This window comes from Paenibacillus wenxiniae (assembly GCF_039822605.1).
Taxonomy (GTDB): domain Bacteria; phylum Bacillota; class Bacilli; order Paenibacillales; family Paenibacillaceae; genus Saccharibacillus; species Saccharibacillus wenxiniae.
On sequence record NZ_JBCGUH010000015.1, the window covers coordinates 67,727 to 79,809 of the forward strand.

At 35.3% G+C, this 12,083-nt stretch carries 11 protein-coding genes; 6 read left to right on the forward strand and 5 right to left on the reverse strand.

The genetic code is table 11. The features are described from left to right. Positions 1–25: 25 nt before the first annotated feature. The 5 genes from pseH to pseG are packed head-to-tail and all read right to left on the reverse strand — an operon-like array spanning position 26 to position 4,905. On the reverse strand, positions 26–559 hold the full coding sequence (gene pseH, locus AAHF22_RS19800; protein WP_347326746.1) for a UDP-4-amino-4,6-dideoxy-N-acetyl-beta-L-altrosamine N-acetyltransferase: 534 nt from the start codon (positions 557–559) through the stop codon (positions 26–28). Between the two features lie 36 nt (positions 560–595). After that, entirely contained in the window at positions 596–1,789 is a 1,194-nt protein-coding gene (pseC, locus tag AAHF22_RS19805; protein ID WP_347326747.1) for a UDP-4-amino-4,6-dideoxy-N-acetyl-beta-L-altrosamine transaminase, read from the reverse strand. 27 nt (positions 1,790–1,816) lie between these two features. Then, a complete protein-coding gene (locus AAHF22_RS19810) occupies positions 1,817–2,773 on the reverse strand; it encodes an NAD-dependent epimerase/dehydratase family protein (protein WP_347326748.1) in 957 nt (318 codons plus the stop codon). A gap of 1 nt (position 2,774) precedes the next feature. Further along, positions 2,775–3,821 carry a pseudaminic acid synthase gene (gene pseI / locus AAHF22_RS19815; protein WP_347326749.1) on the reverse strand — a complete coding sequence of 349 codons (1,047 nt, stop codon included), beginning with the start codon at positions 3,819–3,821 and terminating at the stop codon, positions 2,775–2,777. 1 nt (position 3,822) lies between these two features. After that, the gene (pseG, locus tag AAHF22_RS19820) at positions 3,823–4,905 is read right to left on the reverse strand and encodes a UDP-2,4-diacetamido-2,4,6-trideoxy-beta-L-altropyranose hydrolase (protein WP_347326750.1); all 1,083 of its coding nucleotides are present in this window, start codon (positions 4,903–4,905) and stop codon (positions 3,823–3,825) included. 216 nt (positions 4,906–5,121) lie between these two features. Between pseG and AAHF22_RS19825 the strand changes: the two genes are divergently transcribed. The 6 genes from AAHF22_RS19825 (at position 5,122) to AAHF22_RS19850 (ending at position 12,074) form a co-directional block, all read left to right on the forward strand. After that, complete coding sequence (locus tag AAHF22_RS19825) at positions 5,122–5,961, forward strand: GT-B fold glycosyltransferase domain-containing protein (RefSeq protein ID WP_347326751.1); 840 nt, start codon at positions 5,122–5,124, stop codon at positions 5,959–5,961. A 15-nt stretch (positions 5,962–5,976) separates the two neighbouring features. Beyond that, a complete protein-coding gene (locus tag AAHF22_RS19830; RefSeq protein ID WP_347326752.1) occupies positions 5,977–6,708 on the forward strand; it encodes a class I SAM-dependent methyltransferase in 732 nt (243 codons plus the stop codon). A 42-nt stretch (positions 6,709–6,750) separates the two neighbouring features. Further along, the gene (locus AAHF22_RS19835; protein WP_347326753.1) at positions 6,751–7,692 is read left to right on the forward strand and encodes a class I SAM-dependent methyltransferase; all 942 of its coding nucleotides are present in this window, start codon (positions 6,751–6,753) and stop codon (positions 7,690–7,692) included. Next, positions 7,673–8,821, forward strand: a complete 1,149-nt coding sequence (locus AAHF22_RS19840; protein ID WP_347326754.1) for a nucleoside-diphosphate sugar epimerase/dehydratase — start codon at positions 7,673–7,675, stop codon at positions 8,819–8,821. The genes AAHF22_RS19835 and AAHF22_RS19840 overlap by 20 nt, the downstream gene beginning before the upstream one ends. Before the next feature lie 33 nt (positions 8,822–8,854). Next, complete coding sequence (locus AAHF22_RS19845; protein WP_347326755.1) at positions 8,855–10,828, forward strand: glycoside hydrolase family 99-like domain-containing protein; 1,974 nt, start codon at positions 8,855–8,857, stop codon at positions 10,826–10,828. Between the two features lie 100 nt (positions 10,829–10,928). Next, complete coding sequence (locus AAHF22_RS19850) at positions 10,929–12,074, forward strand: glycosyltransferase (RefSeq protein WP_347326756.1); 1,146 nt, start codon at positions 10,929–10,931, stop codon at positions 12,072–12,074. Positions 12,075–12,083: the final 9 nt, after the last annotated feature.

Here is a 12,083-nt window from a genome sequence, read left to right on the forward strand (position 1 = left end):
TATCAGCCCCTTCATAGGATTCTTCTTAAAATTTTGCTGTATATTTAGCATAGCGTTCTTGTTTTGATGCCCAATCGGTTTTCAGCAGCTCTAATACATGAACATTGTGATATTCACCATACTTGTAAATATGGTCGTAGTATATGCCTACTTCGCGATATCCATGAGAACGATGTAATTTAATTACATTATCATTTCCAGCCATAACCTCGGCTGTTATTTTATGAAAACCCAACTTATTGAAAACGTAATTATACAGATATAAAGGAACAAATCCGCCATATAATCGCGCTTTCTCTTCTCCAATGTAGTACCCCCAGCTTGTGCGTTGATGCATAACATTCAAATCATTTAAGGAAATCATGCCTACAGCTTCCCCTTTAAGCTCAACGATCCAATACTTCTCGCTAGAGGAATCTTTAATTTGCGCATACCACTGTTGCTGTCGGTTCATATCATACTCGACATCAGAATACATATAACGAGTCACCTCTGGTTGAGTACGCCATTTCAAGACCTGTTCTAGATGCTGTTCTCCCAAAGGTGTGAAAGTGAACATAATATCCCTCCCCTACGCACGATAAATCTAATCCTATTATTGCTTAAGCGCAAACTGATATACTTTCGTTACTGCTTCACATACATCGTATACATCTGTATCTGACATTTTAGGGAACAGAGGCAATGTAATACAATTTTCGTAATATTGTTCCGCGATCGGACATAATCCTTTTTCATAGCCTAGTTGTTGATAATAAGGCTGCAAATAAACCGGTATATAGTGCACGTTAACGCCAATATTCATTTCTCGAAGTGCTTCAAAAACCTGTTTGCGAGATAAGTTGAATTTCTCAAGTGGCCAACGAATAACATAGAGATGCCAACTGGATTTAGCTGCTGGTAATTGATACGGCAAAATAAGTTCTGGTAATGTTGATAATTGTTCATTATAGATAGATACAATTTCATTTCTTCGTTCAACAAATTGATCCAGCCTGTTCATTTGGGATGAACCAAGCGCTGCTTGTAAATCCGTCATACGATAATTGTAGCCCAGACTTTGCATCTCGTAATACCAAGGACCTTCATTTATTTCTAGATCTTCTGGATCGCGTGTCATCCCATGATTGCGAAACTTTGATAATCTTTTATAGTAAGTTTCGTCATTGGTAACGATGATGCCGCCTTCTCCACTTGTCACATGCTTCACTGGATGGAAACTGAACATTGTCATATCTGCCCAGGAACCAATTTTTCGTCCTTTGTATTCTGCCCCAAGCGAATGCGCAGCATCTTCAATCAAGACCAGATTATGTTCTTGTGTAATTGATAAGATTTTATCTACTTCCACAGGTTGCCCTGTAAAATCGACTGCAATCACAGCACGTGTATCAGCCGTGATTTTACGTTTGATATCTTCAGGATCAATATTGTACGTATGAGGATCAATATCAGCAAATACAGGTTGCGCCCCTTGATATAACACGCAGTTGCTACTTGCTAGAAAAGTCAGTGGTGTTGTAATCACTTCATTCCCTGGTCCAATATCTGCGGCAAAGCAAGCTGCATGTAGAGCAGCCGTACCATTCGTAAATGCTACAGCATACGAAGCACCAACATAGTCAGCGACCTTCCGTTCAAAATCTTGAATAGAAGGCCCCTGTGTAATAAAATCGCCTTTTAAAACCTGTACAACCGCTTCTATATCCTCTTCAGTCAACCATTGTTGTCCATAGGGAAGCATATTTGGTCTAACTGGTTTGAAGTTGTTTTCATAGTCATCGTTCATCTAGTCTGCCTCCTAGTCAATTGACTTCTATGGATTCAATCCTCCAGCTGCAATCCATTCTCTCGTGCGAGAAATACCTTCAGATAGAGTTACTTGTGGTTTCCATCCTAGCAATCTTGCTGCTTTTTGAGAATTACAGAGTAATTTAGGAATCTCACTTTGTGGATGAATATGTTCAACGTGTTCAATTCGAGCAGAATCATTTGCAATTTGTAGAGCCAGATCGTTAATGGTTATGTCGCTTCCTAAGCCTGCATTCACAATTTCGCCATCCACCTGGTTATTGAATCCTGCCGCTACCACAAATCTTGCACAATCCTCTACATAAAGTAGATCACGTGTTTGAGTACCATCACCATATATTTTTAGCGTTTGTCCATTCAAATCCTGCTTCAAGAATATAGCTACAACGCCGCCTTCGCCGCCCGTTTTCTGGAAAGGACCATAGGTATTAAAGGGACGAATCACTACTGTAGGGAGATTATATGCATAATAATAGGATAATACCATATTCTCAGCCGCTACTTTGGCACCTGCATATGGTGAAGCAGGTTTCGTTGGATGACTTTCATCAATCCCCTGCTCATCGTTGCAACGATCGTATACCATACAAGTACTCATGAATACGACTTTTGTGAGATGCTTGCGACATTGTTCTAAAATATAAAATGTACCGATCGTATCATTATTAAATGTCGTTCTAGGATCATCAATAGAATCTTGCACATTAATGGAAGCCCCAAGATGATAACAGATCGTAAATTTATGCTTATTGAAAAGGTCAGCAAGTAGCTGTTCATTCAAAATACTACCTTCAATAAATTCTTTAAAGTTAGCATGACTTCTGAACTCAGTTAAATTAGACTCTTGCCCATTCGATAGATCATCAAGAGTCCATACATCATGTCCTTGTTCTAATAATTCTTTGGTAACCCAGCGCCCAATAAATCCTGCTCCGCCGGTTAATAAAATACGTTGTTTCATTTTAAATGACCTCCCAGGTTAACGGCGTACCTTTAGTAATATCTTTCGCAACTTTACGTCCAATCAACTGATCGAGATATTTGGTAGGTAATCCTTTACCTGGACGTATTGCTTTAATATTATCAGTTGTTAAGACTTCACCTGCTTTTATATCTTTGGATACATACAGAGAACGACGATATTTTAATGAGTCCTGTTCACGTTCAGTCGCACCATAACTAATATGTCCTAACGATTGCCAGGCTCTTTCCGTTTCGATCACTAATTGACGCATTTCTTCTGGCTCCATAGAGAACGCAGAATCCACTCCTCCATCTGCACGATTGAGTGTGAAATGCTTTTCAATGACTACGGCTCCAAGGGATACACTTGCTACAGAAACACCAATTCCCATTGTATGATCAGACATACCGACTGGACAATTAAATAACTGCTCCAGATGTGGTAAGGTCAAAATATTTGTGTTCTCTGGTGTAGCTGGATACGTGCTTGTACACTTAAGCAGGACTAGATTTTCACATCCATTTTTGCGTGCTTCGCGAACCGTTTCATCCAGTTCAGCAATAGACGCCATGCCTGTTGAAATAATCATAGGTTTACCCGTAGCTGCAACTTTACGAATGAGTTGTATATCTGTATTTTCAAATGAAGCAATTTTGTAGGCAGGTACATTCAAAGATTCCAGAAAATCTACTGCCGTTTCATCAAATGGTGTGCTAAAAGCAAGCATGCCTAGTTCTGCACAACGATCAAAGATGGGCTTATGCCATTCCCAAGGCGTGTAGGCTTCCTGATATAGGGTATATAGAGAGTTGCCTTTCCACATGTTATCTTTATCAGCAATAAAAAAATCACCCTCTTGAATATTGAGTGTCATCGTATCCGCTGTATACGTCTGCAGCTTCAAGGCATCTGCACCAGCAGCAGCAGCAGCTTCTACGATTGCCAAAGCTCGCTCAAGAGACTGATTATGGTTTCCTGACATTTCTGCTATAATAAATGGTTTGTGGTTTTTGCCAATTTCTCTTTGGCCTATTCGAAATTCCAAATTATATAGCCTCCTTTTGTTTAAACCACTTTATGATAGGATGAGTAAGCGAACTACGAGTCTGTTGCATAAACATCCGACAACTCTTATTCTTCTTCTGTAATTCATCCAGGTTAGAACAAACATGTACTAAAAATTCTATTAATTTACCTGAAGTAATTTGGTCAGTATATCCCAAGTGCCAAATTAATTCATTTTTTTCTGCTTCAATTACAGACTCAATTTGATTCTCAGCTACTGTAATTACAGCTGAAGGTAGACCAATAAAACATCGTTCCCACATCATTACTCCCCCGGCACCGATGACCAAATCCATTTGAGAGAATAATTCGGCAATAGGTGGATCATTATAAAAAAAGACATCATTCAACTCATTACAGTGCTGTTCAATCCTAGAAGCTTCAATATTAGCTGGTCCAGCAACAACATGAAACACTAAATGAGGGAGATAACGTCTAAATTCTGGAATCATCATCAATATCCTAGTAATTTCCCCTGTAGGGTCACTACCTCCAAAACTTAGAGCTATATGTGTTAAAGAATGATAATCTTGTTTGTACTGATTTAGATGTTCATAAAATTCATTTCTTAATAATAAAAATTCCGGTCCCAAAAACAATGTACACTGTTCCGGTACAAGATTCTTGTATCTCTGTTCAAAATTATCATACAAATTTTGATCTAGTAAAGCATGACATGTATGCATACGATTTGCTAGATCATCAATAACTAAAATTTGAGGTACAATATCTACAAATAATTGCTCCCAAATCGAATCAATCTGATAATGATCAATAATCAATAAGTCTACATGTTGCTGTTCTACAAGAATCTGTCTAGTTTCATAGGCATCCTCCAAAGGATTAAATTCCTCTTTTGTCGGTGGACTAGAAATTAGTTTCAATTCGCAGCCTTTATACTCTATTTCAGATTTGATTAATTTAGGCAATAGATCATTACATATGAAAATGATCTTCACTTCATCTATTGTTGTATTCAATTGATCTGCTAAGGTAAGACAGCGTTTAATATGGCCAATACCTATTGTTGATGAAGCATCTACACGAAAAGCGATTACTTTCATTTATATCGACTCCATTTAATTACATTACTCTGTATCTTTAATCAACTATTTAAATCGGTATTATAATCTATAAACTGAATAGCACTTTATTCACATTTATTAGAGCTGACTACCTAATCTATAACATTCATATTAATTAAATACCAAATAAGACCGATACTTATTTAAGAATTATTGATTTGTTTTTCTATCTTATGAGAACAAGGGGATATTTTAATGAAAGTAGTTATTTCTTGTGTCGCAGAAAATACACCTATCTATCATTTAAAAGTGATTAATCTTTTCTCGACAATTAAACAATTTGGGGGAAAGCTACATACAGCAAGTCGTATTGCTTATTTTGTCGATAATGTAGACGATGATATTAAAGATAGACTTGCTAATATAGGAGTAGAATGTCGCATAATCCAAGCATTCGATTCCAGATCTCCGCATTGCAATAAAATTCGAATGCTAGAAATGGAAGATGACTATGATATTTTAGTGATGCTTGATTGTGATATGGTTGTAGTTAAAGATTTCTCAGAATCACTCTCAACCGATGCAATTATGCTAAAGCCATGCAATACTCATACTCTACGTTTAGAAACATGGCGAAGTATGTTCCAACATTTAGGAGTTCCATTCCCTAATCATCGAGTATTAACAACTTATAGTAGAGTTTATACAGTTCCCTATTTCAACAGTGGATTAGTTATTGTGCCCAAAAAGTATACTCAATTATTATACACCTCTTGGAAAAATCACGCCCTTGAATTATTAGAACAGTATCCTTACATGTCAAAGTATATCGCTGAAAATTCATTTTACACAGATCAATTTGCATTGACTTTATCACTTTCAAGTGCAGAATTGCCTTATACCGTTCTGGATGTCTCTTATAATTTTTCGACTCATCACTCTAAAATTGATGATATTCCTGATTCAACTTCTGCTTACATTTTACACTATCACTCTCATGTAAATAGTAAAGGCCATTTGGAAAAAACAGGATATATGCAAATAGACACCGAAATAGAAACAATTAACGACTTTCTTGCAAACCATAAACTATAATCTTGGAGGTTAGTTATGAAACGTGGAAACAATGATATGGATATAGAAACTTTCGAGGTACTTCGTGATGAATCTTTGAATGCGGAGTTACTTGAAGAAATTTCACAATTATCAATAGAGTCCTTTGGCTTTTTCACAAAACATTCGCCGAGAGCTTATGAATATGTGTGGTTGGCAGATCTAGTTAAAAAAGAGAACCCTGCTACTAGCGTACTTGATATAGGTGCAGGTGTTGCTCCTCTACCTATTTACTTGTCCAATCAAGGCATTGAAGTAACTACTGTTGATTATTCTTCCTTCCTACGTAATTATAACGACAGCGATAAAACGGATTGGAATGAATGGGGATATTTGGACTACAGTGAAGTGGATTCTGGTATTCAATCTTATAATCAGAGTATTAATGAAATCGAGTTCACATCAGAAAGCTTTGATTACATTTATTCGATTAGTGTAATCGAACATATGCCGGCTACAGAACGACAAAAAATGTGGCCATCTTTATTTAAATGGATGAAACCTAATGGACAACTTTTGCTTACCATTGATCTTTATCGAGGAAATAATGATCTTTGGAATTATAACTATGGAAAAGTAGTAGAATCTGTGGACGAACACGGAACATTAGAAAGTATTCTTCAAGAACTTAGCACGTATTTCCTTTTATCTGAAGTTAAAGTCATTCGCAATATGAAGTATGTAGATCATATAGATATTGCTACTATTTCATTAACTGTTAAAAAGTGATTTTTTGAAATTTAATACATCTAAATGGGGTGTCGTATTCCTATGGGAAATCAATATACAATTGGAAATGTAACTATTGATCTATCTTATTATTCAGGAGAAAACAAATACAGCGATGGAGACATCGAACTTGAAATTCTCAAAATGGCTCAAAATAAAGCTTTAGATGAGCACTCCATTTTAGCAGCTGATCACCGCTGGGCTGTATTATATCATTTTTCATCAGTACGCAGAAATTTATTGGAATGGATTCCTCTAGAAAAAGATAGTCATATCCTTGAAATTGGCGCAGGCTGCGGCGCACTCACCGGGCTACTAAGTGAGAAAGCCAGCCGTGTAACCGCTGTTGAGCTCTCGAAACTCAGAGCAGAGATTATTGCCAATCGTCATAAAGAATGTTCCAACATTGATATTATTGTAGGTAATTTCGAAGACATCCAGTTCGAAGAAAAATTCGATTATATTACCCTTATTGGAGTGTTAGAGTACTCAGGGAAATTCATTAATACCTCTACTCCATATGAAAGCTTTTTAAAGCAAATACACAAATTACTGAAGCCAGGCGGAAAATTAATTATCGCTATAGAAAACAAATTTGGCTTAAAGTACTGGGCAGGTGCAAGGGAAGATCACCTTGGAACACTATATGAAGGCATAGAAGATTACCCATCTCATACAGGAATCCGTACCTTTAGTCATAAAGAATTAAACAGCCTGTTAGACCTTTCCGGTTTTGAAACCAACGACTTTTACTACCCTTGGCCAGATTATAAGTTTCCAGACCAAATCTTTTCCGATGACTATCTGCCACAAGTAGGGCAAATTAATTATCCTGCTCAATTGATGGACCAAAGCCGTTTTATTACTTTTGATGAGCAAAAAGTCGGAGATGGTATTCTGGATAATGATATGTTTCCTTTCTTCTCCAATTCATTTCTTGTAATTTCTACAAAGGAGCATGATAATGAAGATCATTTATTCTAAATTTAATAGAGAACGTAAACCAGAATTTCAAACCGAGACTTTTATTACAGTTGAAAATGATCAACGTTTCTCATACAAGCGTCCAATAAATGAAGCTGGTCGATCTCATATTTTAAATATGAAAAAAAATTATGAACAATTAAAGATTCATTATCCTTCTTTAAAGTTAGCACCTGTATCTCTAGTAGAAGATACTCTTCGTTTTGATTTCATTTTAGGTACTTCTTTAAACGAAACTATGATTAAAAGTATTAAAGAAAATAATCTTACATTATTCAATCAATTGCTACATGAATACTATAATTTGCTTATAAATTCAGCTTCAAGTGAACCGATAAATTGGAATTCCGATTCCAGATTTCATGATTTTTTTGGTTTTGAAGCTTCTCAAAAACAATCTATTATTTGTGAATTTAATAATCTTGATTTCACTTTTGATAATATCATTGTTTCGCCTGCCAAAGAATGGGTCGTTTTTGATTATGAATGGATCATTGATTTTGGCATTCCTGTAAACTTTTTATTTTACCGGAGTGTAGTTAATTTTCATTTCAAGAATGCAAATTATATTAATAATAGACAGTTTGTGAGCTCTATTATGGATCGTTATGCTATCACCAAAGAAGAAATGGAATTATATAGCAAAATGGACGAAAAATTTAGAGAGCATGTATACGGACCTGATTTCTATTTTAAAATTCCTAAACAATACTTTCGATCCGCAACTGTTGTTCAAAACAATAATAAAAAAGATCATTATGATGTTAAAACACTCATTGAAAGCCCATATGCGCAAGACGTGTTATTATCTCCATTATATCTTGAGCAAAATCAAAACCGTCCCATCTTAATTTGGGGTTCTGGTTCAGTAGGTGTTAAAGTTTTAAATAAATTAAAATTGACCAACACATTAAATATTGTAGGTTTTATTGATAGCGATCGCAGTAAGAAAGGTAAATTAATTGATAACTATCCAATTCATACTCCAGCCATCATAAATCAAATTTACAATGAACAAAACATCAATCCTTATGTAATCATTGCTTCTTCTTTTTATGATGAAATTATACCTATTTTAAAAAATAAACCACTCTCAGAATTTCAAGATTTCACTTTTATTGTTAATTGATTTAATACATTCATTGATGGTGGTGTAGTCTACATGCGAACAATTGCTTTTTATCTTCCTCAATTTCATCCTTTTGCTGAGAATGATGAATGGTGGGGAAAAGGATTTACAGAATGGACCAATGTAGCAAAATCAAAAAGTTTATTCAATGGACATTATCAGCCTCAAATCCCAGCTGATCTTGGTTTTTATGATTTAAGATTACCAGAAGCACGAGAAGCCCAAGCTAACCTCGCGCAACAGTATGGCATTGATGCCTTCTGTTATTATCACTATTGGTTCAATGGAAAAATGCTAATGGAAAAACCTTTTCTAGAAGTATTACACTCGGGAGCTCCTAATCATGATTTCTGTTTGTGTTGGGCTAATGAGAATTGGACAAGACGCTGGGACGGGCTTAATCACGAAATTTTAATGGAGCAAAACTATGCAACTTATGATCCTGAAGAACATATGCAATGGTTAGCACAAGCATTTCAGGATCAACGCTATATCCAGATTAATGGTGCTCCTTTATTTCTTATTTATCGTGCTAGCGATATTCCTAATTTGAAAGAAATCATCTTACGCTGGCGCAAGGCTGCTAAAAAACAAGGATTCGATAAGATCCATTTGTGTTGTGCGAATAACTCACAGAACATTTTAAGTAGAGAACAAATTATTGATCTGGGCTTTGATTCTATATATGAATTTGCTCCAAACTTAAAATCCTTTGAGTTTGATGAACAATTATCTCTAAGCAATATTCCAGGTTTGAATATATACAGCTATCCCCAAATGGTGGAAAAAGAACTTCAAAAACAGCCCAACGATGACATTATTACTTTTCCATGTGTATTTCCTAGTTGGGACAATTCGCCACGCCGCGGGAATAATGCTACAGTTATCCAGAATGAAGATGCTCAAGTGTATTACAATTGGCTAAGAAAAGCGATTGATAACGTGGAATCTTATTCATCGGATGAGCAAATTGTATTCATTAACGCCTGGAATGAATGGGCGGAAGGTTGTCATTTAGAGCCAGACTTAAAACACGGAAAAAAATTCCTAGAAGCTACATTTCAAGCAGTGAACGGATTACCTTTCCAAGCCCAGACTTCATCAAATCTCAAATCACAGACCGCTATTGTTCGAGACATGACAGTTAGAATCGATCAAAAAAGACCTATCTATATTTGGGGAGCTGGCAGCAGTGGGCAACAAGCTCTAAATATTTTAAAAGGAGCAGGTATTTCAGTCACAGCCTTCATAGATAGCAATCCTGAAAAAGCAGGGACTCTATTTTGTGATGTGCCCGTTATTTCAAAACAACAGTTGCTAGATATAACATCTTTAAAACCTTTTGTATGTATTGCTTCTATTTTTTATGAAGAAATTCAAACCAGTTTAAATACAATAGGCTTAAGTAAGAATGCTGATTATATTACTAATATTCTTCAATGCAGTATTTCTATTCAACAATCAGAAGAAAGAACATACTATATTTTTGAATCTGGAACCTATTGCAACATATGTGGCTCGGGTAAATTCCAAACCGATCACAGTTCCAATATTATATGTAGTAAATGTATGTCGAATTCTGAAGAACGTATGTTGATTGAGCTATTATCAGAAGAATTGGCTATTTCTGGCTTACCATTATCACAATGGACCGAATTATCACATCTAAAAATGCTAAGTATCAATGCGTTATCCAAAAGTAATACATTCTTCCAACACAATTTGGATATTGCTTTTAAGACCGATCTTAACTTAGACAACCAACTGTACAAATTTGATTTTATTTTGCTACGTATTCCAGAAACCTTGCAAACAAGTACGTCTGTTATTTCTTTCATCCAACATGCAAAATTCTCTCTCTCCCCTGGTGGTAAATTAATTATTTTAATGAACCCGGGTGCTGAAAACCTGATTCCAGCAATTCGCCAAGAATTTCATTCATATTATATAGAACGTGAATATTCGCGATTCAAAACGCATATTCAGAAAGTAATCATCATTCATTAATTACACATGATTATTAAATACAGTAGACGAATAGGATCAACTATTTCGAGTTGCTCCTATTCGTCTTCTAAGTGTACAAAGAATTACTGGAGGAGTTATGATGAGAGTTTCAACAATCACACCTGTCTATAATAACGAACTATATATTGAGGAATGCCTGATCAGTCTTTTGAGTCAAACTTATAATAATATCGAAATTATTGTTATTGATGATGGTAGTACAGATAAGTCCTGGGAAATTATTGATCGCTTCAACGATTCTCGACTCATTAAATTAAGAAACACAACCAATCGTGGGATTTCTGAAGCTTACAATAAGGCTCTTACAATAGCAACAGGAGATGTTTTAATGTTTTTGGATGCGGATGATATTGCTGCTCCGCAACGTGCAGAAAAGACAGTAGAAGCATTTGCTCAAGATCCATCTGTAGGGTTAGTTTATTCTGATATGGATATCATAGATTCTAATACCAAACCATTTGATTTAAAACTTAAATTACCCAATGAAATCAATAAAAATAATTACTCTATGTATCTATGGAGAAGAGGCTTATTTACCGGTAGTGGAATGTCTATACGTAAGCTTGCTTCACTTTCATTTAATTCTAATGTAATTTGCTGTGATTACGATATTTCATTATTCTTCGCTTACAATAATTGGAATTATTATTATATTAATGAGTGTTTGACTCATTATCGTATCCACAATCAAAATACTTCAAATCAAAGTGATCGAATGAAAAGCGATGTTTTAGCAGTACAAAGCCAATACAGTAATGATCAATTAGTGAACTTCTGGCTAGAAAAAGGCTTAACCTTATCTGAAATAAATACAACGATTGGAATAAACTATTATTATTTTCACAATGATTATGATAAAGCGTTACTTCATCTAAACTCCGCATTGAGTGAAACAATGAATTATGAAGCTCTATTTTATAAGTCGATCATTCTTTTTATCGGTGAAAAATATGCCGAAGCTTATGATCTTTTGAAAGAAGCTATTCGTATACATCCAACTTGTTATGCTATTTTAAATAATTTAGCTGTAATAGAAATTTGGTTGAATTCTAACATAGAAAAAGCTCTCTCGTATTTAAACCTGGCTAAACAATATCAACCATATTATATGTTGATCTCTAAAAATATTGAGATTGTCAAAAAACAGGAATTTGCAAGCCTGAAAACAATCCATTATATCTCAGATGACGACGCTGTGTATCGGACCTACTGTCGTCTAATTTAAAGGGGTTTC

Coding starts and splice junctions, on each gene's coding strand:
- pseH (WP_347326746.1), bottom strand. CDS start 559: ATGTTCACTTTCACACCTTTGGGAGAACAGCATCTAGAACAGGTCTTG.
- pseC (WP_347326747.1), bottom strand. CDS start 1,789: ATGAACGATGACTATGAAAACAACTTCAAACCAGTTAGACCAAATATG.
- AAHF22_RS19810 (WP_347326748.1), bottom strand. CDS start 2,773: ATGAAACAACGTATTTTATTAACCGGCGGAGCAGGATTTATTGGGCGC.
- pseG (WP_347326750.1), bottom strand. CDS start 4,905: ATGAAAGTAATCGCTTTTCGTGTAGATGCTTCATCAACAATAGGTATT.
- AAHF22_RS19825 (WP_347326751.1), top strand. CDS start 5,122: ATGAAAGTAGTTATTTCTTGTGTCGCAGAAAATACACCTATCTATCAT.
- AAHF22_RS19830 (WP_347326752.1), top strand. CDS start 5,977: ATGAAACGTGGAAACAATGATATGGATATAGAAACTTTCGAGGTACTT.
- AAHF22_RS19835 (WP_347326753.1), top strand. CDS start 6,751: ATGGGAAATCAATATACAATTGGAAATGTAACTATTGATCTATCTTAT.
- AAHF22_RS19840 (WP_347326754.1), top strand. CDS start 7,673: ATGAAGATCATTTATTCTAAATTTAATAGAGAACGTAAACCAGAATTT.
- AAHF22_RS19845 (WP_347326755.1), top strand. CDS start 8,855: ATGCGAACAATTGCTTTTTATCTTCCTCAATTTCATCCTTTTGCTGAG.
- AAHF22_RS19850 (WP_347326756.1), top strand. CDS start 10,929: ATGAGAGTTTCAACAATCACACCTGTCTATAATAACGAACTATATATT.